This window comes from Flavobacterium frigidarium DSM 17623, from assembly GCF_000425505.1.
GTDB classification, from domain to species: Bacteria; Bacteroidota; Bacteroidia; order Flavobacteriales; family Flavobacteriaceae; genus Flavobacterium; species Flavobacterium frigidarium.
This window is the reverse complement of the sequence record NZ_AUDO01000021.1, coordinates 14,195-39,672: the sequence shown is the minus strand read 5'-3', so window position 1 is coordinate 39,672 and position 25,478 is coordinate 14,195. Positions and strand designations below refer to the sequence as shown.

At 33.4% G+C, this 25,478-nt stretch carries 27 protein-coding genes; 3 read left to right on the top strand and 24 right to left on the bottom strand.

What is annotated here, in order from left to right:
* Window positions 1-20: 20 nt before the first annotated feature.
* From H603_RS0111875 to H603_RS0111790, 18 genes are all read right to left on the bottom strand, one after another.
* A complete protein-coding gene (locus H603_RS0111875; protein ID WP_026708818.1) occupies window positions 21-1,487 on the bottom strand; it encodes a lipopolysaccharide biosynthesis protein in 1,467 nt (488 codons plus the stop codon).
* A gap of 161 nt (window positions 1,488-1,648) precedes the next feature.
* The gene (locus tag H603_RS0111870) at window positions 1,649-2,149 is read right to left on the bottom strand and encodes a GNAT family N-acetyltransferase (protein ID WP_245576113.1); all 501 of its coding nucleotides are present in this window, start codon (window positions 2,147-2,149) and stop codon (window positions 1,649-1,651) included.
* A gap of 82 nt (window positions 2,150-2,231) precedes the next feature.
* On the bottom strand, window positions 2,232-3,092 hold the full coding sequence (gene atpG / locus H603_RS0111865) for an ATP synthase F1 subunit gamma (RefSeq protein WP_026708816.1): 861 nt from the start codon (window positions 3,090-3,092) through the stop codon (window positions 2,232-2,234).
* Window positions 3,093-3,177: 85 nt separating this feature from the next.
* Entirely contained in the window at window positions 3,178-4,755 is a 1,578-nt protein-coding gene (gene atpA / locus H603_RS0111860) for a F0F1 ATP synthase subunit alpha (RefSeq protein WP_026708815.1), read from the bottom strand.
* Between the two features lie 39 nt (window positions 4,756-4,794).
* Window positions 4,795-5,328 (bottom strand): ATP synthase F1 subunit delta, encoded by a 534-nt coding sequence (atpH, locus tag H603_RS0111855; protein ID WP_026708814.1) that lies wholly within the window; start codon window positions 5,326-5,328, stop codon window positions 4,795-4,797.
* A gap of 4 nt (window positions 5,329-5,332) precedes the next feature.
* Complete coding sequence (locus tag H603_RS0111850) at window positions 5,333-5,824, bottom strand: F0F1 ATP synthase subunit B (protein WP_026708813.1); 492 nt, start codon at window positions 5,822-5,824, stop codon at window positions 5,333-5,335.
* An 82-nt stretch (window positions 5,825-5,906) separates the two neighbouring features.
* A complete protein-coding gene (atpE, locus tag H603_RS0111845; protein ID WP_026708812.1) occupies window positions 5,907-6,107 on the bottom strand; it encodes an ATP synthase F0 subunit C in 201 nt (66 codons plus the stop codon).
* Between the two features lie 40 nt (window positions 6,108-6,147).
* Window positions 6,148-7,290, bottom strand: coding sequence for a F0F1 ATP synthase subunit A (atpB, locus tag H603_RS0111840; RefSeq protein ID WP_026708811.1), 1,143 nt, complete (start codon window positions 7,288-7,290; stop codon window positions 6,148-6,150).
* Between the two features lie 134 nt (window positions 7,291-7,424).
* Entirely contained in the window at window positions 7,425-7,808 is a 384-nt protein-coding gene (locus H603_RS0111835; protein ID WP_035675951.1) for a hypothetical protein, read from the bottom strand.
* A complete protein-coding gene (locus H603_RS0111830) occupies window positions 7,808-8,032 on the bottom strand; it encodes an AtpZ/AtpI family protein (RefSeq protein ID WP_026708809.1) in 225 nt (74 codons plus the stop codon). Before H603_RS0111830 ends, H603_RS0111835 begins: the two co-directional genes overlap by 1 nt.
* On the bottom strand, window positions 8,001-8,408 hold the full coding sequence (locus tag H603_RS0111825; RefSeq protein WP_026708808.1) for a bactofilin family protein: 408 nt from the start codon (window positions 8,406-8,408) through the stop codon (window positions 8,001-8,003). Before H603_RS0111825 ends, H603_RS0111830 begins: the two co-directional genes overlap by 32 nt.
* A 2-nt stretch (window positions 8,409-8,410) precedes the next feature.
* Window positions 8,411-11,038 carry a type IX secretion system periplasmic lipoprotein PorW/SprE gene (gene porW / locus H603_RS0111820; RefSeq protein WP_026708807.1) on the bottom strand — a complete coding sequence of 876 codons (2,628 nt, stop codon included), beginning with the start codon at window positions 11,036-11,038 and terminating at the stop codon, window positions 8,411-8,413.
* 238 nt (window positions 11,039-11,276) lie between these two features.
* A complete protein-coding gene (locus tag H603_RS0111815; RefSeq protein WP_026708806.1) occupies window positions 11,277-11,972 on the bottom strand; it encodes an ABC transporter ATP-binding protein in 696 nt (231 codons plus the stop codon).
* Between the two features lie 45 nt (window positions 11,973-12,017).
* A complete protein-coding gene (locus H603_RS0111810; protein WP_026708805.1) occupies window positions 12,018-13,481 on the bottom strand; it encodes a DUF5687 family protein in 1,464 nt (487 codons plus the stop codon).
* Between the two features lie 50 nt (window positions 13,482-13,531).
* Window positions 13,532-14,239: a hypothetical protein gene (locus H603_RS0111805; RefSeq protein ID WP_026708804.1), complete on the bottom strand. Its 708-nt coding sequence runs from the start codon at window positions 14,237-14,239 to the stop codon at window positions 13,532-13,534.
* Between the two features lie 2 nt (window positions 14,240-14,241).
* Window positions 14,242-14,913 carry a hypothetical protein gene (locus H603_RS0111800; protein WP_026708803.1) on the bottom strand — a complete coding sequence of 224 codons (672 nt, stop codon included), beginning with the start codon at window positions 14,911-14,913 and terminating at the stop codon, window positions 14,242-14,244.
* A 9-nt stretch (window positions 14,914-14,922) separates the two neighbouring features.
* Window positions 14,923-15,594 (bottom strand): hypothetical protein, encoded by a 672-nt coding sequence (locus H603_RS0111795; protein ID WP_245576112.1) that lies wholly within the window; start codon window positions 15,592-15,594, stop codon window positions 14,923-14,925.
* A gap of 6 nt (window positions 15,595-15,600) precedes the next feature.
* A complete protein-coding gene (locus tag H603_RS0111790; RefSeq protein WP_026708801.1) occupies window positions 15,601-15,942 on the bottom strand; it encodes a PadR family transcriptional regulator in 342 nt (113 codons plus the stop codon).
* Window positions 15,943-16,070: 128 nt separating this feature from the next.
* On the opposite strand from H603_RS0111790, the gene H603_RS0111785 reads away from it, so the two are divergent.
* Window positions 16,071-17,123, top strand: coding sequence for a 2Fe-2S iron-sulfur cluster-binding protein (locus tag H603_RS0111785; protein ID WP_026708800.1), 1,053 nt, complete (start codon window positions 16,071-16,073; stop codon window positions 17,121-17,123).
* A gap of 78 nt (window positions 17,124-17,201) precedes the next feature.
* On the opposite strand, the gene H603_RS0111780 is transcribed toward H603_RS0111785, so the two are convergent.
* A complete protein-coding gene (locus H603_RS0111780) occupies window positions 17,202-18,209 on the bottom strand; it encodes a glycosyltransferase family 9 protein (RefSeq protein WP_026708799.1) in 1,008 nt (335 codons plus the stop codon).
* 74 nt (window positions 18,210-18,283) lie between these two features.
* On the bottom strand, window positions 18,284-18,889 hold the full coding sequence (locus H603_RS0111775; RefSeq protein WP_026708798.1) for a DUF4254 domain-containing protein: 606 nt from the start codon (window positions 18,887-18,889) through the stop codon (window positions 18,284-18,286).
* A 135-nt stretch (window positions 18,890-19,024) separates the two neighbouring features.
* On the opposite strand from H603_RS0111775, the gene upp reads away from it, so the two are divergent.
* Window positions 19,025-19,678 carry a uracil phosphoribosyltransferase gene (upp, locus tag H603_RS0111770; protein ID WP_026708797.1) on the top strand — a complete coding sequence of 218 codons (654 nt, stop codon included), beginning with the start codon at window positions 19,025-19,027 and terminating at the stop codon, window positions 19,676-19,678.
* Here the strand turns inward: upp and H603_RS0111765 are convergent.
* Entirely contained in the window at window positions 19,673-20,602 is a 930-nt protein-coding gene (locus H603_RS0111765; RefSeq protein ID WP_026708796.1) for a DUF6427 family protein, read from the bottom strand. The genes upp and H603_RS0111765 overlap by 6 nt on opposite strands.
* Window positions 20,603-20,735: 133 nt before the next feature.
* Here H603_RS0111765 and H603_RS0111760 point away from each other — a divergent pair, with 133 nt between their 5' ends.
* Window positions 20,736-20,969, top strand: a complete 234-nt coding sequence (locus tag H603_RS0111760; protein ID WP_026708795.1) for a DUF6341 family protein — start codon at window positions 20,736-20,738, stop codon at window positions 20,967-20,969.
* Between the two features lie 46 nt (window positions 20,970-21,015).
* Here the strand turns inward: H603_RS0111760 and purD are convergent, their stop codons facing one another.
* The 3 genes from purD to H603_RS0111745 all read right to left on the bottom strand — a co-directional run bounded on the left by purD (window position 21,016) and on the right by H603_RS0111745 (window position 25,454).
* Window positions 21,016-22,290 (bottom strand): phosphoribosylamine--glycine ligase, encoded by a 1,275-nt coding sequence (gene purD / locus H603_RS0111755; protein WP_026708794.1) that lies wholly within the window; start codon window positions 22,288-22,290, stop codon window positions 21,016-21,018.
* A 161-nt stretch (window positions 22,291-22,451) separates the two neighbouring features.
* Window positions 22,452-23,435 carry a UDP-glucuronic acid decarboxylase family protein gene (locus H603_RS0111750; protein ID WP_026708793.1) on the bottom strand — a complete coding sequence of 328 codons (984 nt, stop codon included), beginning with the start codon at window positions 23,433-23,435 and terminating at the stop codon, window positions 22,452-22,454.
* Between the two features lie 339 nt (window positions 23,436-23,774).
* Window positions 23,775-25,454, bottom strand: a complete 1,680-nt coding sequence (locus H603_RS0111745) for a DUF6909 family protein (protein ID WP_026708792.1) — start codon at window positions 25,452-25,454, stop codon at window positions 23,775-23,777.
* Between the last annotated feature and the right edge of the window lie 24 nt (window positions 25,455-25,478).

The following is a 25,478-nucleotide window of genomic DNA, read 5'->3' as shown; positions in this document are numbered from 1 at the left end:
ATAGTTCCTGAAAAAATGTGCTATTTTGGACTCCTACCGATAATTTTAAGCAGCGTTACTTTTTCATTGTAATAAATAAAATACAGGAATGCGACCAACAAACCAACACCAACAAAATAGTTTTCGCGAAAGCCATAAAACGAAATTGCAGAAAAGACTATTGATATAGAAAGGTATCCAGCAATCTTTTTTATATCATAAGGAATGGGATAATATTTGTTCCCCAAGTAATACGAAATCAACATCATGCTGGCATAAGCTGCTAACGTTGCAATTGCAGACCCGTAATAACTCATACTTGGAATTAATAAATAGTTTAACACCAATGTGATTATCGCACCTACAACAGAGATATAGGCACCAATGTGGGTTTTGTCTATTAACTTGTACCAAACTGATAGATTAGTATAAATACCTAAAAAGAAGTTAGCCAATATAATTAAAGGCACTACTTTCATAGCTACCCAATATGAACTGTCTCTAATTAATAGAAGCTTGAACAAATCAGCAAATACAATTACAGATAGTAGTATAAAAGAGCCAAAGATTACAAAATACTTGGTAACCATAGCATAGGTTTGTGGTGCATTTTTATCTGAAGAATGACTAAAGAAAAAAGGTTCGATTCCTAATGTGTACGCCGTTCTATACAGTACCATAAACAGTCCTATTTTGTAACAGGCTGAATATACTCCCACCTCTGAGTCAGCAACATTTGCTGGCAATAAATTACCCAACAGAATTTTATCAAACTGCTCGTTAATAGCAAATGCAATTCCAGCTACTAGAATAGGAAGGCCGTATCGCATCATTTTTTTCCACAGTGAGAAATCAAATCTCCATTTTAAAGCTAGGTAATTAGGGCTTAAAACTAAGAATGTTAATAGACTCGAAATAATATTTGCTAAGAAAATATAACCTATTTCGAAGTTTTCGATGTATAGCGAACTCAAAAATCCATTAGGACTGGTAGCAGCCCATTGAGGTAGATAAATTAAGAAAGCGATGGTGAGTAATAGATTAACTAACACATTTGCTATTTTGATGATAGCATAGAACATAGGTCTTTGAGTGGCTCTTAATTTCGAGAAAGGAATTATAACTAAAGCATCTAATGCTAAAATCCAGATGGTGTACCCAATATACTGTGAGTCAATATTAGACCATTCTGATAACGTAGTGCGATACAGCAGTGCTATAAATAAGAATACTATCGTAGACCAGAAGATGGTTACCATAGAGGTTTCAATCACCTTTTCTTTATCCTCTTCTTTATTGTAGAATCGAAAAAATGAGGTTTCCATACCATAGGCAAGAATCACGTTAATGAAAATCATGTAAGCGAAGATCATTGAAACTTTCCCGTACTCAGCTTTAGGAAGTAAATCAGTATAAAGAGGTACTAATATAAAAGAAAACATTTTCGGTAAAACTGTTGCCAGTCCGTAAATTGCTGTTTGCTTGAATAAATTTTTATATAATCCCAAAGTGGTATGTATTATTAATTTTGAAAGGCAAAAATAACTATTTATGTGATTAAAACAGTGCTGTCACTAGATTCATTCACTGACTGTAAATTGTCTAGAATTAGAACGCAATTATATAACTGTTATTTCACTACCTTTTCCTGATTTCTACTTCCTAGCAATTAGCTCAAACCGTTTTCATCAATCATTTTTAAGAAATGGAAACCTTTAGGAATATAGCCTTGATTAAAGTAAAAACGTTGTGCTGTAAAGTTATTGGTATAAGCATCAAGAACAATCATGGTACAGCCATTTTCGCGCGCTCTAGCGTCTATAAAATCAGTCATCATTTTACCCAAACCTTTAGCACGATGTGCAGGGTCTACAATAAAATTATCAATCTCGATATATTTACCAGACCATAATTTAAATCCCGTCCAGAAACCCGTAAGTGCTACACAAATATCTTTTTCATAAATAACCAACTGCTTGTAATTGTGTGGAATCATTTCTTTAAGATAGGATTCGTATTTTTCTAAGGTAAATTCTGGATATAAATGCTTTACGATTTCGAGTTCAGCGCGCATTTCTTCAAGCGTTGACAGTACTTTGATAGTTAACAATGTTTGATAGGGTATTAAATTAATTGTAGGATAAAAATAGGTAAAAAAAAAGAGTCTCAAATAATGAGACTCTTTAATTCTTATAAATTTATTCTAGTACAATTACAATGCATTATAAATTTTAGGATTTAAAATTAGATTTTTATCCTTTTAAAGCTTCAGCTCCACCTACGATCTCTAAGATCTCGTTAGTAATCGCAGCTTGACGTGCTTTATTGTATGTTAATTTTAATTGATTTCTCAATTCAGTTGCATTATCGGTTGCTTTATGCATAGCAGTCATACGTGCTCCATGCTCAGATGCAAATGAATCACGAATACCTTTATACAATTGCATTTTTAATGACTTAGGGATTAAGGTTAAAACGATTTCCTCTTTTGAAGGTTCGAAAAGATAATCACCAGTTGAAGCAACTACATCAGATTGAATTGGCGCTAGCGGTAAAAATTGCTCCGTTTGAACGATTTGTGTTGCAGCGTTTTTAAACTGATTGTAAATTAACTCGATTTTGTCGTATTCACCAGAAACAAATTTCTCAGTCAACGTATCCGCAAGTACAGCTACATTGTCAAAAGTTAAGTCATCATAAATGGCACTTTCGTTTGCAATTACGTTACTCACTTTACCAAGCACATCGTTTCCTTTTTTACCAATAGCAAAAACATCCACTTGCTTTCCTGCATAAAATTCAACACGACTTTTAGCACCTTTAATTGCATTCGTATTAAAAGCTCCAGCTAATCCTCTATTAGAAGTAACCACAACTAATAACACTTTATTAATTTCGCGTTGCGTAGTAAAATCACCACCTACTTCACCTTCCAGTGTCGCAGAAAGATTCTGTAGCAATTCTGTCAACTTTTCGGCATAAGGGCGCATTGCAGTAATCGCATCTTGTGCTTTCTTTAGCTTTGCAGCAGAAACCATTTTCATCGCTGATGTAATTTGCATCGTTGATGAAACGGAAGTAATTCTATTACGGATTTCCTTTAAATTTGCCATTGTCTTTTTAAGTATTAAATAGTAAGTATTAAGTAGTAAGTAAAGGCAAAACCTTCATAATTACTACCTAATACTTAATACTTTTTTAGTTATATTTTGCTGAAACTTCTTTTGCTACGTTTTGAATTACATCAGTAATTTCGTCAGTAAGCTTTCCTGCTTTTAAAGCATCTAGAGTTGCTCTGTGTTTGTTGTTTAAGAATTCTAAGAAATCTTTCTCAAATTCTTTCACTTTGTTCACAGGAACATTTTTCAATAAGTTTTTAGAACCAGCGTAGATAATTGCAACTTGGTCTTCAACAGTATAAGGATCATTTAAACCTTGTTTCAAGATCTCAACGTTTCTTCTACCTTTTTCAATTACATTTAAAGTAACTGCATCTAAGTCAGAACCAAATTTAGCAAACGCTTCCAATTCACGGAATTGTGCTTGATCTAGTTTCAAAGTACCTGCTACTTTTTTCATTGATTTAATTTGAGCATTACCTCCAACACGTGATACCGAGATACCTACGTTAATTGCTGGACGAACCCCTGAGTTAAACAAATCTCCATCAAGGAAAATTTGACCATCTGTAATCGAAATTACGTTTGTTGGGATATATGCAGAAACGTCACCAGCTTGAGTTTCGATAATAGGTAAAGCAGTTAATGAACCACCACCTTTAACGATACCTTTTAATGAATCTGGTAAATCGTTCATGTTTTTTGCAATTCCATCATCAGCAATTACTTTACAAGCTCTTTCTAATAAACGAGAGTGCAAGTAAAAAACATCTCCAGGGTATGCCTCACGTCCCGGTGGTCTTCTTAATAAAAGAGAAACCTCACGGTAAGCAACAGCTTGTTTAGATAAATCATCATAAACAATTAAAGCTGGACGACCTGAATCTCTAAAATACTCACCAATTGCAGCACCTGCGAAAGGAGCATACACTTGCATTGGAGCTGGATCAGAAGCATTTGCAGCAACGATAATGGTATAAGCCATTGCTCCTTTTTCTTCTAACATTTTAGCGATTCCTGCTACAGTTGATGCTTTTTGCCCAATTGCAACATATATACAAAATACAGGTTTTCCTGCATCGTAAAATTCTTTTTGATTTAAGATAGTATCGATACAAACAGTTGATTTACCTGTTTGACGGTCACCAATAACTAGCTCACGTTGTCCTCTACCAACTGGGATCATAGCATCAACTGCTTTTACACCTGTTTGTAATGGCTCAGTAACTGGCTGACGGAAGATAACTCCAGGAGCTTTTCTTTCTAACGGCATTTCGTATAATTCTCCACCAATTGGTCCTTTTCCGTCGATAGGAAAACCAAGAGTGTTTACTACACGTCCTACCATTTGTTCTCCTACTTTAAGAGAAGCAATACGTTGTGTTCTTTTTGCAGTAGATCCTTCTTTGATTCCTGTTGATGGTCCTAAAAGTACCACACCAACATTGTCTTCTTCAAGATTTAGTACAATAGCCTCAAGACCATTGTCAAATTCTACTAATTCTCCATATTGCACATTCGAAAGCCCGTAAATACGAGCAATACCATCTCCAACTTGAAGTACCGTTCCTACTTCCTCTAGTGTAGCACCAGATTCAAAACCTTCTACTTGCTTTCTTAATATTGCTGAAATTTCAGCAGGTTTGATTTCCGCCATCTTAATTTATAATTTAGACACTTAAATGTGTAATAAAAATTAGTTACTTAATTCTCTTTTTAATACTTGTAATCTGTTAGCAACAGAAGCATTGTATTGCTTGTCACCTATCGTTATAATAAAACCACCTATAATTGCTGGATCTACGATATTTTCAATTGTAATTTTCTTATCTGATAAGGTTGCAATCTTAGCTAAAACTTTTGCCTCTAAAGCTGCATCCATAGGAATAGCAGTAGTAACCTTAGCTACTTCAACACCATTCATAACATCAAATAAAACATTATACTCAGATGCTATAGCTTCTAAAATTTCAAATCTTTTGTTTTCATATAACAATCGAAATAAACTTTTAGTCACATCATTAGCACTTGCAAAAACTTCTAATAAAGCGTTTTGTTTTTGTTCTACTTTTAAAGTAGGATTTTCAATAAAACTACTTAATTCTGCATTTCCTTTGATAGTAGAAGCGATCATTTTCATATCCTCACTAACTGCTTCAGCCACACCTTTTGATTGTGCTATCTCTAAAATTGCTTTTGCATAACGAATTGCTGCTCTAGTTCCTGACATAATTTTAGTTTAATTTTACGTCACCTAACATATTCTCAACTAATTTAGTTTGAGCTTCTTTGTTAGATAATTCGTTTTTCAATAATTTTTCAGCGATATCTAATGATAAAGTAGAAACATGAGATTTTAATTCAGCCATAGCTGCATTTTTCTCTGATGCGATAGCTGCTTTAGCTTGTTCGATCATGCGTTCTCCTTGAAGTTGTGCTTCAGCTTTAGAATCAGCAATCATTTTATCTCTCATTTCACGTGCTTCTTTTAATAAAGCGTCACGCTCAACTCTAGCTTCTTGCAAAATACGTTCGTTACTAGCTGTTAAATTTTGCATTTCAAGACGAGCTGATTCAGCAGATGCTAATGCACTGTTGATAGACTCCTCACGGCTTTTTACAGCTCCTAAGATTGGTTTCCAAGCAAATTTTCTTAAAAGAATAAAGAAAACAACAAAGATAATTGTTGTCCAAAATATTAAACTCTCTGGTGAAGTTAATTGCATAAACTTATGTTTTAAAAATTGTTTTTGTTTTTTGTAAAAAAACTTCCTGCAGCCAACCGCTACAGGAAATTTTAAATTTTAATTACTGTGCGATTAACGCAACAACAACTGCGAAAAGTGCAACACCTTCAATAAGTGCAGCAGCGATAATCATAGCAGTTTGGATTTTTCCAGCAGCTTCTGGTTGACGAGCGATAGCATCCATTGCAGATCCACCAATTTTTCCAATTCCAAGTCCTGCTCCGATTACTGCTAATCCAGCTCCAATTCCAGCTAATACCATAATAGTAAATTTATATAGTTAATAATTATTAAAACACATTTTAATGATGATCATGCTCTGCTACAGCTTGACCAATGAATAATGCTGATAACAACGTAAACACGTATGCTTGTAAAGCTGCTACTAACAATTCTAGTACACTCATGAATAATACAAAGGCTCCAGAAACAGGAGAAATCCATACTGTATCAAAAATGAAGATTAATGAAACCAAACTCAAAATGATAATGTGACCTGCTGTAATGTTAGCAAATAAACGAATCATTAATGCAAATGGTTTTGTAAGCATTCCTATCAATTCCACAGGAATCATAATTGGCGCTAACCAAACCGGTACTCCTGGCGTATTGAATATGTGACCCCAATAGTCTTTGTTTCCGCTTAAAGTTGTAATGATGAAAGTGATCAACGCCATTACAAAAGTAAAGTAAATATTTCCAGTTAAGTTTGAACTAAAAGGGAAAAAAGGAATCAAACCAATAAGGTTGTTAATCCAGATGAAGAAAAATATTGTCAAAAGGTACGGCATGTACTTTGCATATTGTTTCTCGCCAATATTTGGTCTAGCAATATCATCTCTAACAAATGTTACAAGTGGCTCTAAGAAACCAGCAAGCCCTGTAGGTGCTAATTGGTTTTTCTTGTATGAACGCGCTACTACTAAAAATAGGAAGAACATAACAAGTGCCGCCATGAACATTGAGAAAACGTTCTTAGTGATTGAAAAATCTAGCGGTCTTGCATCAAATGCAAAAGCACCATTTTTTCTATCGTCTTCAGATAAGTTTTCATATTTATCTGCGTAAAAAATAACTTCTTTAAAACGAACTAATTTTTGTCCATTAACATCAATTACGTGCTCCCCTTCGTTATCATGGTGAAAAGCTTCAGAAGAGAAAACTTCTAAACCGTTATTCGTCCATAAAATCACAGGTAAGTAAAACGAAATAGGATGACCACCCCAATCAGCAATGTGAAATTCATGAGAATCCCCAATGTGATCATTGATTAATTCTGTAGCATTGAATTTTTCTTTCTCGGGTGCAGCGTGCGCCCCGTGTTCTGCAACAGCTTCATTAACAACAGAAATACTGTCAACCGCTGGATTTGCAAATCCAAAGTAAGGAATACTGGCTACTAAAGCAACTAATAAGAACTGAACAGGTTTATTTGAAAATACCATTATTAAATTGTTGTCTAATTTACGTTTCAAAATTTTTTGCAAATGTACATAATTTATTCAGAATTGAAAATATATCAATTAGTTTTTAAAAAAGATGTACAAAATTGCCTTGTAATTATATTTTAATCTGCGCCTTACTTCTTGTTAATTAGTCGAATAGCAAAAAATGTTTCGAAAAATAAATATAAAAAGTAGGGAATAAAAAATATTGCGACATCTCCTATTTTACTTACCATTTCTGAACGTAATAAAGGGATTAAAAATACTACAGCCGCCAACATTTTTATTAAGCTAATTCCCATAAAAGCAAATCCTGTATTTTCAGGAAAGTTGTGATTTACAAATAGTAAAAAGGAGTAGGAAAATAACGTGACAATAATGTGAAATGCATAAATGCTCCAAGTCGAATAAAAGAAGCTAGTATTGCTAAAAACATTAGAAACAATTAAGTATTGAGCCAAAATCAATGCTATTGAAAAGGGAATTAAGTATTTAACAAAATTTATAAGTGCTTTCATTAGTCTTCTTTGTTTAGATTTTTTACCTGCTTAATGACGTTGAATAGCGCCAGAAAAACAGATAACAATGATAATATAATGGTGAATATTGATGAGTTAGTATATTGCTTATCTAACCACATTCCTAGATAAGTAAATGCAAAAATGATCACTCCCATTTGAAAAGGAATATTCATTAATACCACCCACTTGTTATTTACCTTTTTGTTTGGTTTCTTTTCCATCGCTTAGCATTAATTTACTTGAGCTATCGCTCATTATACAACTAGCACTAAAATCGGCTCCTGGTTCTACAGCTAATTTCCCCACAGTGACCTCGCCTTCAATACTTGCTTTTGCCTTGACATTAAGAAGTTCGTTAACTTTCACCTTCCCTTTTAACTTGCCTTCAATATCAGCGTTGTTGCACACAACATCACCAATGATAATTCCTGATGGTCCCAACACTAATCTTCCTGTTGAAACAAAATTACCTGTTAACTCACCATCGATTCTAAAATCTGTTTCGGTTGCAATATCGCCGGTGATTTTTGTTCCTTCAACGATTCTATTGGTTTTACCAAATACCTCAGGGTATCCTGTGTTTTTTTTATTAAACATTTTTATTGTTTTTTAAATTCTAAATAGTCCTCCAAGTTCTTATTAATTTGAACTATTTTATAATTATCTGTACTGATTGTAATATATGCTGCCGGTACAGAAAACTCCTTAGTGTTCTTTAAATAGTTAGCAATATCAATTGCATCAGCCTCAGATCGTAATCCATGTATTGTAATAAAATTATCTTTTAAGGTATAATTATCGAATGAATAACTCATATTAGGAGATGCAGTAGTTGCTATCCATTTTTTAATCTTTGCCTCTACAATCGTTGTTTGCTCATCGCTAAGCGTACCTACTCTATATAATATGTTCCATTTGTTTGAAGGCACTTTTGTAAAAGCTAGCGCTTCTAAGGTAGGTATATCTTTGTTCAAACTAAGTGTTGCACTTTTACCTTCGGCAGTATTAGGATAATTTGTAGCTACAAATTGCAAATTCTTTTTGTAAGCCTGCAATCCTTCCACTTTACCAATGGTAGTTGCTTTAAGTAGCTCAAATTTAGACACGATCTCATCAGCTGAATATTGTGTAATTAAATTTTCTAAACTAGTTAAAACCGTTGCATAATCTCCCTTTTCATATTCAGCATATAATTTATTATAAACATCATCAGGAGTTCCTTGATTGAAATCTTTGTCCTGATTGACATTTGAAATTATCTGAGCATAACGTGATTCAGTATATTTAGATACGATGAATTGTTTTGAAGCAGCCGCCTTTTCTGGAGCTATGATTTGGTAAATCTTGTATAAATTATAATGAGTTGGCAATATTAATTTCTCCTCAGAATCGTTTTTAAGCAACTGTTCTAATTTGGCTGCAGCCAAATTATATTCTTTTAATTTCTCCTTGTAAATTACTCCTAGTTGGTAGTAGGCTGTATTGCGTTCCTTAGCTAAACTTGCAATTTCCATCGCTGTCTTAGGTAAGGTTTTAATGTAAAAATCTGTACTGTATTCTGGTTTCATAGCAAGAGCATCTTTCGTTGCTATTTCTCCGTCTATAGAATCGTTTGTTGGAATATTGTTTAAATCGATATCGTTTTTCTGGGTTGATACTCTCCAGTTCCCATTTGCAGTTCTATTACCCCAGTTTTTCTTAAAGATTATTTTTCCATACGCCACGGTGGTAGGATTATAGAAATAAAATAGTGCCTTTCCTGCTGCTGCAGTGCTAGACTCTGTACCTAGTGTGGGTAGTGTTTGTAATTTATTTCCAAAACCACTTGCCGGCGCTAAAGGATCCAAACCTGGCAAATTGTTATTTCTATCAATATTTTTCTGCTTTTCTTTAGCCTCTTCTATTGCTTGCAACTTTACTTCATCTGCTTTCTTGATTTTGTCGATATAAGTCTGGTAGTAGGCAATTCTATCTTCAGATGATAGGGCTACCACTTTTAATATACTATCGTTTCTTACCGCAATATCTTCGTAATAAATCACTTCGTCTAGGTCAGTACGCACTTTTTTTATGCGTAAAAACTCTCTAGTCTTGGGGTTTAACCGCACTAAAGTGCTATCATAATATTTAGACGCAGTGAGATATTTAGCGTCTTTAAAATAAAGATTTCCTAAATTTCTATAATCTGAGGCGATCAAGTAATCATCGTCTTTTGCTTGATTTAAAGATTGATTGTAGTATTTAGTAGCATGGACTTGTTTGCCTTGTTGGTCATAAAATACTCCCATTTGGTAATTAAGAAGATCCAAGAAAGGTCGATTTTCACGATCAGCTATCAGCTTGTTGAAATGTTTTACAAAAGCTGTAGTATCTCCTTTTGTTGAATCAAATAATTCTGCTTTGCGCAAATGTGCTTGTATAAGATATTTTCTTTCAATTTTTCGATTAAGATCTATGACATTATTATAGCGTTCTCGAGCGCTATCTTTTTGAGATAACTCTTCATAGAGTTGGCCTAGAATAAAATTATATCTCCCTTTATCATCATTTTTGGTAGTATATTCTATTGCCAACTTTAATTTGGCTACAGCACTGTCTTTTTCTTGTACGTTTAAAAAAGCTTCCGCTAATAAGGCGTTGGCATCTGCAAAGACTTGTTTTTTTAATTGCTTATTTGCTAGCAAAAGCCTCATATTATTAATTACCAATGCATCGTTACCCAAGCGCATGTTTGTTTTTTCACGCCAAATTCTTGCTTCGTAAATATTGCTACTGTTAGTGTATTTGTATAGAATAAAGTTAAAAGCGTCTAGAGCAGGTATAAAACGCTGGTCGTAATAGCGTGCTTTTCCTAACAATAAATAAGCTTCATCGATTTGAGTGTTGCGTTCTCTGCCCTTGATAGACATAGAGTGTTTTTGAATTGCCATGGTCGCTTTTTCTTCGGCAATAGTAAAGTTGGGATTACTAGTTTTTACGCCGGCATCATCAGTAGTATTGAATTGCATTTTTTCGACAGGCAATCGCGTCCAAAAATTGTCAGTTAGATTCTGCTTGATATCTTTTACCCCTTGATCTAATGCAATTTGTCCGTTGTACAAAATATTGTATTCGGTGGCTAGAGAGTGCGAACTTCTAGATAAAAATGTGTCCTTTTTAGTAGAACAAGCTACCAATAAAACTAGGCATCCAAACGGAAACAGCAATCGACAATTAGAGTTTTTCAATGGTAAGCGTTTTTATCATTAAACTTTTTTAAAAGCTTTTTAGTATAGTAACTGGTAAAAATACGTTTCTTTTTGAGAAAGCGAAAATTATACGTAGTTATTTGACTACTGCAGTACAAGGGATACTTTGCCGTTGAATAAAAAACCCACTTCTATTTTATTTTTCGAAAATGAAAGATATAAAAAAAAGCCTGACCAACTTTATATAAAGTATAGTCAGGCCTATGTAGATTTTATTTTAGACTGCAAAAAACGATTCTAATTCTTGCAATGTTTCTGGAGATGTTTGTATGTCTTTGACCACCTCGCCCTTGTTTAATGCTACAATTCGGGAGCAAACCTCAACCGTATGTTGTAGATCGTGACTAGAAACTAAGATGGTAACCTCAGGATTTTCGGCAAGTTCTTTTATAATATTTTTTAATCTATTTACAGTTGTAGGGTCTAGATTTGCAAATGGTTCGTCTAGGATTACTACTTCAGGATTTCCAATAAGTGTAGCAATGATTCCCACTTTCTTTTGGTTTCCCTTAGACAAATCGCGCAAATACTTTTTGTTATTAAGGATTTCACCGTTAAAAAACTCTTCGTATTTCGCTAATAAAGAATCGATATCTGCTTTGTTTTGTCCGCGTAAATCGCCAATGAAATAAAAATATTCCTCAGGAGTTAAATATCCTATCAAGAAACTCTCGTCAATAAATGCAGCCGTAAAAGACTTCCAAGCTTCACTGTTATTGACTTGAATATCTTTATTAGTGATGTGGCCCGTTGTAGGCTGGATTAAATCAAGCAGTAAACTAAAAAAGGTGGTTTTTCCTGCTCCATTATTTCCCACTAGTCCTAAGCTTTGTCCTTTTGGAATTTCAAGATTTTCTATATTTAAAACGGTCGTATTATTGTATTTTTTCGAAAGGTTTTGTGCGTGTATCATGGTTAGAAATTAATCGGTTGTTGATTAGTTTGTTTTAAGTCAATTTTAGCTAGTTTGTTTGTAGGCCGCAATAGTTGCGTATTTCTCTTTCTTGTAAATTTTTTCAATCAAGACAAATACTTTACTTTTAAATAGTAAACCTAATACGCCTAATACTGCAATGATGATAAGACCTGTGTTTGCAGAAGCATATTTCAGTGCTAACCAATAAATAAAAACAGGCAGTCCTAATTGCGGAATGGATATAATCATGGTTTTAACGTTAAACGCTTTTTTATCTCCAAAAGCCCCTTTTGAAGAGCTTAAATCTATTGGAGCTTTGTTAAAAGCACCACCTAATAATACTAATTGCGAATTGACCCCAATATTATAAATAGCTCCTACAACAATAATTAGGTAGGTTTCCCAACCAAAGTACAAATAAAAAGATGCCAAGATGGTACTGACAATTGTTGCAATAACCATAAGCGACCACTTTGATTTTAAATAGTCCTTATAGGATACATTTTGTGTCATTAACAATTGGTAGTATGAGCTATCCCACCCAGGTACATATTGCCCGAATGCAATTAAAAACCCTCCTGAAACAAATACACCTCCAAAGATTTTCATGGCAGAATTATACATATCTGTATTCGTGAAAAATAATAATCCGTAGAATAAAAATAAAACACTTAATCCTACAGTTGTTTTTGAACGCTTGTTTCTTATTATTAATTTAATATCGTTTTTAAGAAATGTTCCTGTACTCCCGAATTGATTTAACCATGTAAGTTGCTCTGTTCTTGCTACAGCGGTTTTTGACGAAAGTCCCGCATCTAAATAAAGGTTGCTCATCAAGAATTTAAAAGACGTATAATAAATTGCTAATAACGCAACTACAGGAATTGCAAATGCCCACTTTGTATCAAAAAAAGCATTGAAAACTGGTGCTAAATAATCAGTGATATTGAAATAATTATAATACTGTAATCCAGCAAATATTGCTACAACTGCTATAAATACACCAAGCAAATTGTCTTTATTACTGAGCAATATATTGACGAAGTTATTGATATATATTAATGAAAAAATAGCCATAAACCACATCAATACAGAGATCACGTCATAACCTTCAATCAATAAAACAATTGTGAAGGGTATGAATAGAAAAAAGTGAATAATGTTGAAAAACGAAATCATGGTTTTACCCAATGAAAAATGAACTATGGTAGGTTTACTAATCCTTAAAAGCAGCAGAGGTTTGATATTAAGCACCGGAATTTTTTGTGCCAAAAGACGAATAGTTAAATCTACGGCAAAATAAAGAATCAGGAATTTATTGATGGCAAGAAGAGGATCTAAATTTGACTTTTTCATAATGTAGAAAGAGCCTACTCCTAGCGCTAAAAAAATAAGGATGAAGTAAAGTGCCACGAAGCCCATCAATATCTTGAATCCAAGACTTTTTGCGAAGGATGCTGATCTTGAAAAAGCTTTCCACTCAAGGTAAATAAACTTATTAATCATTGGTTTGGTTTTTTTGGTTTATAAAATTAGTACGTAAAAAGTGTAAAACGTTACACAGAAAGTAATTTATATTCTGGATAAGTGTCCATTAAATACGCCTCTGTCTTTGATGGGATGATCTTAAAAACAATAAATAAAAAAAATGAGCTCAGTACTAATATGATGCTCAAGCACCAGCTGTAAAAGTCATTTTTAAATAATTGTGGAATGCTACTGTATAGCTGTACAACCACATTGAAAGGCACGAACATAATTACAGAAAAATTACCATAACGATTTATTACTTCTTCAAATAGCCATTTCTTTTCACTTTGCTTACTGTTTTTTTGTTGCTGGCTTCTCGACTGAATTAATCCGTAGATTGTAAAACTGAATACTGCACCAAAAAAGCCTAACAGAATGATTTCTTTGTAATCAGTGATTTTAAATATGGTAAATACTAAAAGAGTCAAGAGAATAGTCAAGAGCAACTTTGGAAAACCAAAAAAATCTTTAAAATGTTGCCATACTAAGCCGTTGTATTTTTTATACAAAGCTGCTTTTCTATTTTCTACGACTTCCATGAAACCAAAAACGCCAAATTTCTTGAACTCAACATTCAAGGCTTCATCAAAAGTAAGTTTAGGATTCTCCCGCCACTGTGTTTCAATAGCATTAGCAAGATGATCTACTAACTCCGTTTGTAAATCGTAATACTCGACGTAATGTTGGCGCGTGAAAGTATATAGTTGGTCAATTTGTGGTTGGGTTAATTGCATAATTATACTTTAGATAATTTTTTTTCGAATCTTATATGTTGGAAGCCCACGTTTAAATAAAATCCTGAGATAAATAACAAAGTAATTGGGAATAAACTGTGCATAAAAGAAGAATCCATAAAATTGCTATAACCTCTAAAATTAAATAAACCCGATGAGACTAACATTAAATTGATAATTTGTATAAAACCATTTTGATTAAATAAGAAGCTAAATGTTGATTTATGTTTGGATTGCCATAATTTGTATCGAAAGTAAATGAACAATACTATGCCGCTTCCAGCAGTGACTTGAAGTATGCTATTTAATACAAAAAGAACCTCTTGTTGTGGACTAAACTTGAAAATAAAAGTAACTGCAAGTGCAGTAATAATCCCCATGGCTAAAGACATCAAAAAAATATGTTTTACCATTTTTAATGATTTTTTAATAATAATTCTTGGAACAAATGCATATCCTCTTATCCAATATGATCTACTACCATGTAACTGTTCTTCCCAATTGGAGAACGCTGTTTTTAGGGCATCGCTAAATGCTACTCCTTTGTCATCGATTGCAAGTTCAATCTCTGAAGCAATATGATCTACTAATTCTGATTTTATATCATCGTACACAAGACCGTTTAAAACTAGGGTTTGTTCTATCGTTGCGATTTGCTGGTTGGTTAGTTGCATTCTAAAAAATTAAGTAAGTTGATATTGTTTTTTGATACTGGACAATGACTTCTCATATATTTTTTTCCCTGTTATTAGAGACAAAACTCCTAAGATCAAAACTGCACAATATAATAGCTTTAAAATGTTATATTGCTCAATCCATTCCATAGAAAGACTTACTCCATTTAAACCTAAATTTACAAACCCAAATCCAAGCACCATGGGATTACTAATTTCAATTTGTAGAAAGCGTTTGCCTTTGATTTTCCTGTTTCTGAAGTAGGAGTAAAAAGAAGGAATATATGCGACCAAGAGCAAAATATAAAGCATCGCAATAAATTTTACCGGCTTGTCAAAATAAAACGAAGATTTATAAATAACGATAAGCGCTAGTGCACTTGCAAATATTTTTGGAAACTTTAAATAATCAGCAATCATTTTCCACTGCATCCTTCTAAATTCTTTTCTTAATATTTGCGTACGTTCTTCTTCAATTGCTTTGAACCCGTTTCTACCAAATCTTTCTTCAGCATAGTGTTTTACTTGATGAAAAGTTAGTTCAGGATCCGCCTTCCAAAATTCTTCCATACTGTTAATCATATGATCTGTAAGTTCTACTTGTAGTTCATACCATTTAATATCTTTAGAAATGATATAATTTTCGACGTAATTGATTTGTTGGTTGGTTAGTTTCATCATAAATAATTAAAATTCTAAACTAGGTTTTGGGTTCACTAAACTTTGCATGTTTCTAATAAAGTCTTCTAACTCTGATAAGCGATTAACAGTTTCCTTCTCACCTGCTTCGGTTAGTTTGTAATACTTGCGCATTCGATTATCAACCTTTGCAATTTCGACATCCAGAATTCCTTCTGCCTCCAGTTTATGCAATGCAGGATACAAAGCCCCTTCGGTAATATTAAGTTCGCCGGCAGTTATTGCTTTTACTTTTTGGGTGATTTCATAACCATACATCTTGCCGTTTTCCTCTAACAGCTTCATGATAATGGTATTCAAACTTCCTTTATATAATTGTGAATTTTTCATTTCGAACAAATTTTGATTAACAAATATACATAAGATTCTTATACATAATACTTCTATGTATGTAAAATTTCAATATTTTGATTTAAAGAAACCTAATCTCTTTAGTATATTTGTAAAAAAATTATCTCATGTCATCATTTTTAAAACTAACTATAAAAGAAGTAAAACGTGAAACGGCAACGGCTGTTTCTATACTTTTTAATGTCCCACAGGAATTAAAATCTAATTACAGCTTTGTAGCTGGACAATATGTAAATATTAAATTGACGTTAGATGGTCAAGAAATTAGACGCGCTTATTCTATTTGCTCGTCTCCAGAAAGTGGTGAACTACGTATTGCTGTGAAAGCGGTTAAAAATGGTGCTTTCTCACAATTTGCTAACACTAAATTAAAAGCAGGTGATACGCTAGAAGTGGGAACACCTGAAGGAAAGTTCACATTTGAACCACAAGCTGATCGCCAAAAAAATTACGCAGCATTTGTATCTGGAAGCGGAATTACTCCAGTATTGTCAATTATAAAGTCGGTTTTAATTAGCGAACCAAAAAGCACTTTTGTACTAGTATACGGTAATAAATCTACTCAAGAAACTATCTTTCATCAAGATTTGCACGACCTGCAATTACAATTTATGGGGCGTTTGTATATTCATTATGTCTACAGCCAAATTAAGGTTGACGAATCGTTGTTTGGACGTATTGAAAAATCAACTGTAAACTTTGTCTTGAATAATAAACACAAAGAATTATCATTTGACAAATTCTATTTATGCGGACCAGAAGCGATGATAAACACTGTTTCAGGAGTGCTGAAAGAAAATAATATCAAAGAGTCGGCGATTAAATTTGAACTTTTTACTTCGTCAACTGAAGAAAATGTAATTTCTGAATCGTTAGAAGGCCAATCAAAAATCACTGTAATGGTTGATGATGAAGAAACATCATTTGATATGTCTCAAAAACAAACCATTCTGGACGCGGCTTTAAAGCAGGGAATCGATGCTCCTTATTCTTGCCAAGGCGGAATATGCAGTAGTTGTATTGCCCGTGTTACTGAAGGAACTGCCGAGATGACTAAAAACTCAATCTTAACTGATAAAGAAATTGCAAGCGGTTTGATTTTGACTTGTCAAGCGCATCCTACTTCAGCCTCTTTAAAAGTAGATTATGATGATGTTTAAAAACTAATAACTCATAAAAAAATCCAACCTTTATTTTTATACAGGTTGGATTTTTTTTTATACTTAATTAAAACTCGACTACAAATTTGATTTGATTAGCTCGACAACCATCGTTGGAGTAATCGTTCGCATCACATCTTGATAGCCTTCTACCTCTTTATTCCCATAGACTGATGTTGGCAATAGAGGATAAATTGTTCTATCAGGAACTAAGCTGTTTTCTACTGGTTGATTAAAAGGCACAAAACCTGCATATGGATGGGTTGCTCCCCAAAGCGAAACTACCTTCACGCCCAGCATCGCGGCAATATGCGCATTACCAGAGTCCATAGAAAGCATGACATCAAGGTTACTGATCAACTCTAATTCTTCAGTGAATTTTATTTTTCCGGCCATATTCACCACATTTGTATGCTGTTGCAACAGTGAATCTAATAATTCCGACTCTTTCTTTCCACCACCAAAGAGTAGTATTTTATAACCGCTATTCTCTGCTAACTGATTAATTACTTTTTGGATTAAATCCAAAGGGTACACTTTTGAATTGTATTGTGCAAATGGAGCAATACCAATTAGCAAAGGGCTCTTACCTCCTATCGCGTTTAAGATAGTCTCAGATAATTTAGCTTTTTCAGGAAAACTAGGATGCGATAAATCAATCGGAAAACCCAATCTTTCAAAAACCAGCTGATGCCTTTGGAACATGGTTGGCAACGGTTTTAAAATCTTATTTTCGGCTCTAGTAAGCGCTTTTTTTTCGGCTCTACCTTTATCTACAGCAGCTGTTTTTTTTCCGCTTAAAGCGAAAAGATTGCGCACTACTTTAGATCGTAAAACATTATGTAAGTCGGCAAAAGCATCTACTTCTAATGCTCGCAATTCTTGATACATTCGAAATAAACCAAAAACACCTTTATGCTTCTCTTTTTCGTCGAAAGCAAAAAAAGAAACTGAAGGAATGGTATCAAAAAACGGTTTGAAAAATGGTCTGGAAACCACCGTAATTTTAATGTGTGGATACTGTTTTACAAAGGCTCGTAAAACAGGAACCGTCATGGCGACATCTCCCATTGCGGATAGTCTCATGACGGCAATATGCTTAATTATAGCTGACAATAGTGCTGTATTTAAATTAAAAAAGAGTAATCAAAATACGTTGCTTACTTCTTAGCTTGATATAAAATAGGGTTTAATTCATCATCGTTGTACATTTTCATTTGCTTGTACACTTTCATGAACTTGTCCCCATTCTCGATATCAGTTAACAAGTCATCAATTGCAGTAGATAAATCTGTTCTTTGTTCTAATAGGATATTCAATTTAGCTTGGCATTTATCTCTATGATCTTGACTTGCTTCTGCACGAGTAGCTTCCTCATTCATATGATAAATTTTAAGTGCCAAAATCGATAATCTATCAAAAGCCCATGCTGGACTCTCTGAGTTTATTTTTGCGTTTTCTTTTACTACTGTACTACTGTATTTTTGTAAAAAATATCCATCGATATATTCAACCATATCGGTACGCTCTTGATTTGAAGCATCAATTCTTCTCTTTAAAGTCAAAGCCGCTACAGGATCAATATTTGGATCACGTATGATGTCTTCAAAGTGCCATTGCACGGTATCAATCCAATTTTTCAAGTACAATAAATGTTCGAATTTATCTTTTGGGAAAGGATTGTTTATAGGTTGATCAACATTATCAAATTGATGATAGTCTTTGATACTTTCTTCAAATACGGAATACGCTAGTTTTGAAAACATAATTTTTATATTTTAATAGTTACAAAGATACTTTTTATACTTTTATAAAAAAATTACATAACACAAATCTATTCTGGTTGCGCATTTAACAATTTTGTAGCTTACTTGCGATCCTTTATCATTAATACTCACATCATGCAAATTCACAATTTATCAGAAAAAAACAGCGTATTAAATCATTTTCTAACACAAATTAGAGATGTAAATGTTCACAAAGACAGCATGCGTTTTAGAAGAAATATTGAAAGGATAGGTGAAATAATGGCGTATGAGTTGAGTAAAGAGTTAGATTACCAAGATCTATCTGTACAAACACCGCTAGGAACAAAAGAAACCACTGAAATTAAAGATCAAATTATTCTTTGCTCTATTCTAAGAGCAGGTTTACAATTGCACTTAGGGTTTCTTAACTACTTTGATAATGCTGAGAATGGCTTCGTTTCTGCCTACAGGCATCATCCCAACAATGATGCAGATTTTGAAATATTAGTCGAATATCAAGCCATTGCCGACACTACAAATAAGTATCTATTGATTATTGATCCCATGCTTGCAACAGGGCAATCGATACTTGCAGTGTATAAAAAACTAGTTGAAAAAGGCACACCAAAAGACATTCACATTGCCGTAGTTATTGCTGCGCCTGAGGGAATTGCATTTCTAGAAGAAAACCTTCCAGACAACTGTCACTTGTGGATTGCTGCTACTGATGAAAAGCTAAACGATCAATCTTATATCGTTCCAGGACTTGGCGACGCTGGAGACTTAGCTTATGGAGCTAAATTATAATTGAGAGAAAAAAGTAAACAAACTACATAAAATAATGACAATAAGTACCATCTCTTGCTTCAATTTAATTTGAGGCATTTCGATGTGACTTGCTGCTAGCATTGATAATGGTGCAACCGTAAACAACAATACGTCATTGCTTTTATTTGCCGAAACTAGGTATACAACGATTCCTATAAATAGCGATGCTACTATTTTTTTATAGGTAGTATGTAAAACTAAGGGTCTGTTTGACAAACTTCCAAAAATAGAAACCACAAAAAATAATATCACTGTAGCATATATTGATAGCGCGGCATTTTCATAATTTGATTTGAAATAATTGATAGCAAAACTGGTTTGTATTTGTTCATACAAATAATCTGTACTATCAAATTGGAACACAATACTCGCAAAAATAAATAGTATGCTCACTCCAAAAAGTGCTATAAAAGGCAACAACCAGTTTTTATAATCTCTTGCTACGTGGAACATAATCGAAATAAATACCAAAACAAGATATAGAATACTCCAGAAATGGAAGATTGCAGCTATAAAAATCCATAGCGATGCATCAAATATCTTTTCTTTTGAAGCACTTAACGACTGCAAAGATATCAGCCTCCTAATGGCTAAAATGATAAAGAAATTAGATACAACTAGATCCAATTTATCAAATATAGACGGAAAAAAAATAACAAATAAAAAGAAGAATAAAATCACATAAGCCGTGTCTTTGCTCACTCCATTCTTGTTAGCTATAAAATTTGTAAAGAAAATTGAACCCAACAAAATCAATAAAATAGTCAACTTATTACCTATAGTTACAAGATTACTTGCCCAAGCTAAATCTTGAAATTGATAGATAAAAAAGAAACTCAGTATTAAAAATACTACCAAAGATAAATTTAACGGTGTAGATTTTTTAAAAATGCTTGTAATCATAAGGATATTTTATACTTTTGTGATTGTAAATATAATACTTGTTTAAATAAAGAAACGAGCAAGTTGATAAAGATTCTTTCTTAAGAGTTTTTAATATTTAAGACAAAATAAAAAACAAAATAATATTAACGATATGAAAGCATTTTTCGAAGGAATTCAATACTTATTTGTAAACATCCTATTTGCTCCTCTTGACTTTATTCGTGCCTTAGAACTTAAATCTTGGTTTGGTGCTAATTTAATTAACTGGATTTTCATGGCTATTTGTGCAGCTGCGATGGTATACTGGATCAAACAATTAAGAATTTTTGACCAAGCAGGTACAGAAGAACAAGATACAACAGCACACTCTTTCTTTAAAAAATAATCTCCCTAACCCTAAATTGCTTTAGGATTAAGGAAGACTTACTTTATTATAAAAGATCGTTACCAATATCTTTTCTAAAATTCATCTTATCAAAACTTAGTTTAGCTATGTTTTGGTAAGATTTTTTTATGGCTTCTTGAAAATCATTTCCATAAGATGTAATTGCCATTACTCTACCTCCGTTGCTTAAAACAGCTCCGTCTTCTAATTTTGTTCCTGCGTGAAAAACGATAGAATCAGTTATATTTTCTAATCCTGAAATTACTTTGCCTTTTTCGAAATTTTCTGGATATCCTCCAGAAACTAACATTACAGTCGTAGCGCTTCTTGAATCTATTTCTAAAGTTATTTCGTCTAATTTTTCATTGGCTGTAGCCAAAAACAATTCTACTAAATCAGTTTTTAATCTTGGTATAACAACTTCTGTTTCTGGATCTCCCATACGCACGTTGTATTCAATAACAATAGGCTCGTTGTTCACATTGATTAAACCAATAAATACAAATCCTTTGTATTCAATTCCATCTTTTTGAAAACCTTCAATTGTAGGTTTAACGATGCGTGTTTCGATTTTTTCCATTAAAACAGCGTCGACATAAGGAACTGGAGAAACAGCTCCCATTCCGCCTGTATTCAATCCAGTATCTCCTTCACCTATGCGTTTATAATCTTTTGCTGTTGGTAAAATTTTGTAGTTCTTACCATCTGTTAATACAAAGCAGCTTAATTCGATTCCGTCAAGGAATTCTTCGATCACTACCTTCGAACTTGCCTCACCAAATTTTTGTCCCACAAGCATGTTGCGTAATTCCTCTTTGGCTTCGGCCAAATCATGAATAATCAAAACTCCTTTGCCCGCAGCTAAACCATCTGCTTTTAATACATAAGGTGCTTTTAACGTTTCTAAGAAATCACATCCTTTTTCTACTGTTTCAGCTGTAAAACTGTCGTAAGCAGCAGTAGGAATGTTGTGCCTCATTAAAAATTCTTTGGCAAATTCTTTACTTCCTTCTAATTGCGCACCTACTTTTGATGGTCCAATTACAGGAATATCTTTTAACTGATCGTCATTCTTGAAATAATCAAAAATTCCTTTTACTAATGGATCTTCTGGTCCTACAACTACCATCCCTATTTTCTCTTTAAGTACTAATGCTTTTATAGCCTCAAAATCGGTTGGACTGATGTTGATATTTGTTGCAATGGCAGCAGTTCCAGCATTTCCCGGAACTACAAATAGTTGATCGCAAAGCGGACTTTGAGTCATTTTCCATGCAAAAGCATGCTCTCTTCCGCCTGAACCCAGTAGTAAAATTGTCATTTGTTGTGTTTTTAGTTGTTTGGCAAAAATAATTGCTTTTACACGTAAATAATAATTAATTATTAAAAAGTTAAAAAATAGTAAGCACTCGTTATTAAGCGTTTACTATTTTATTTAAAGCTTTATTTTCAGTAGTTATCAAAACTGATATGTAGTTGTTTTTATTTTATATAATCTGTAAAATCTTTGTGCTCCTCTTTTGAGAGTTCTTCTTTTGAGAGTGATTTGAAATAATCATAAGTCAATTTCATTCCCTCCTCACGATTCACTTTGGCTTCCCATCCTAGTAATTCCTTAGCTTTACCTATGTCTGGTTGGCGTTGTAAAGGATCGTTTTCTGGTAAGGCGTGATAGACAATCTTCTGGTTTGTCCCCGTTAATTTGATGATTTCTTCAGCAAAATCTTTAATTGTTATTTCGTCAGGATTTCCAATATTTACCGGATAAACATAATCAGAATGCAACAATCTAAAAATTCCTTCGACTTGATCGTCTACATAACAAAAAGATCTTGTTTGCATTCCATCGCCAAAAATAGTTAAGTCTTCACCACGTAATGCCTGACCTATAAACGCCGGAATCACGCGACCGTCGTTCAATCGCATTCTAGGTCCGTAAGTATTAAAAATTCTAACAATTCTGGTTTCTACACCGTGAAAAGTGTGGTACGCCATAGTAATTGATTCCTGAAAACGCTTCGCTTCGTCATAGACTCCTCTTGGCCCTATTGTATTGACATTTCCGTAATATTCTTCTGTTTGAGGATGTACTAATGGATCTCCATAAACTTCAGAAGTAGATGCAATCAAAATACGTGCTTTTTTTACACGAGCTAGTCCCAGAAGGTTGTGCGTACCTAATGATCCCACTTTCAATGTTTGAATAGGAATTTTTAAATAATCGATAGGACTGGCCGGAGAAGCAAAGTGTAAAATATAATCTAGCTGTCCAGGAATATGAACAAACTTGGTAATATCATGATGATAAAATTCAAAATTCTCTAATTTAAAGAGGTGTTCGATATTTTTTAAATCGCCTGTTATAAGATTATCCATTCCTATAACGTAATATCCTTCCTTGATAAAACGATCACATAAATGTGACCCTAAAAAACCTGCAGCACCAGTGATAAGTATCCTTTTCATAACTATATTTTACTGCTGCAAGGTATAAAAAACATTCAAGATTAACGCATTTTAAACCGCTTTAAGAGCAATACACATCATATTTATAACTTCCTAAATTACGGCAATTTTCTAGTCTTAAAATTCGTTTTTTTCGAAAGTAAATAAAAATACATTTACTACTTTTTAGGCTCTCTAAGCTTTTTTATTTTCGAATACCACTACCTCAGCAGCTATGAATTTACAATAGTATCACTAGCAAGATTATAAAAAAAAAGCCACTGAAACATCTTATTTAAATAAGTTAGTTTCAATGGCTTTTAGTATTCGATCAATAGCATATTTAGCTATATCCCAATTTTATTTAGAGTTAAAAATTTGCTCTAATATTTTAATTGTAATCAAGTACGTTGGTTTTACACCTGTTGTACCTAATCCTCCAGAAGCTAATGTACTTCCTGTTTCTAATGGATTATCTGAGGCATAATAAGCATATCTCACTTTGATATCGTGTGGTACACTTTTTCTAATTTTTGAGGCAGATTGAATTGCTTTTTGATAGTAAGATCCTTCCATTTCAAGACCTATTACTCCCCAAGTTGATTCGTGGAAAAATTTTAATAAATCTCTATTTTGCAATGACGTTCCAAGAACAGTTACCATTGCTCCTGCAAATACATCAATATCGTTTCCTTCAAACATTTCAGCTGATAATTCATTTTCGAAGAAATAATTATCTGCTGTTCCTTCATTGATGTGGGCATTAGGAATCATAATATCACCCTTACCTCCTTCTAGAATTCCTGCTTTCCCCATGATAGAAACTGATTCTACATTAAGTAAAATATCTTTCTTAAATGGTTTCAACAATTCATCAATAGTTTCATAAGCTTGCTCTCCAAAGGCATAATCCATTACAATCAATACCGGCTGTTTATCACCTAGTTTTGCAGCAGGGAAGGACGAGTTTGCCCAATTGATTTTTGCTGTGTCAAAAATTTGAACATCTATATTTGTCCCTGAACTATCCGGCACCGAAATCATTCCTTGTTTTAAAGCGACTTCTTGTACTTTATTACGCACCTCATGAGCTCCAGATTTACTCAATTCTTCATAAATAAAGAAATCAGACTTGTCTTTGAACTGTGTTTTTAAAACATTAGTGGCAAAAATCGAGTTCATCACAGAGTGCATATTAGCACTAATAACATGAATTGGTCTTTCTAATAATCCGTTTTCTTTTAAAACCTCTTTGATATTTGTAGCCCATATTTCCCCATGAATGTGATGTCCTAAACGCTCTCTTAAAATAGGGCTAAAAGTAATTGTACGTTTGTTATTGCCTATAATTTCTTCAATAGCCAACTTTCCTAACCAATAAATTACATGTAAAAAACGGTCTGGTGCAGCCTCTGAACCAAAGGCGTCGTAAATATTTAATACCTCTTCAAAAGTTCTACCCAATATATTTGCAGCATGAGAAATTGCTTTCTCTTTTTCTACTAATGATAATTTCTTCGTTTGAGATACTGCTTGTTCTAGCTTCATCCAGTCGCGAGAAACTTCTCCTGCATCGTCAAGTAAAACTCTATTTCTAATTTTATGTGATTCGATAAAAATAAACGTTAAGTGCGTCAAAATATCATAGATATCTGATCGACCACGTGTAATTTCAACGTTCATTTGTTCTTCGTCAATACGGTAGCAATTACGTCTTCTTTTAGGAGGAACAATTGCTTTAAAGTGTGATCTAGAATACCCTTCATCAGAGGTTAAGTTGATAAATCGGCATTCTTCAATTCCCATTGGTAAACGTTCGATCACATATAAAAGTCCATTTAATTCTACTTTTTCTTCTGCGATATTTCCATAAATTTCAGGACGTAAAGCTAACAATGCTTCACGTAAAGTGTCTCCTGAAATCCCCATAGGTTTGTAAAATCCTCTATTGAATAAATGACGCATCGTAATGTACATTTTTTCAATAGCAGCCGATGATTCTTGTGCTCTAGATCTTGATATGTTTTTAGTCTCTCTCATTTTTTTCTATTTTCTAACCTGCAA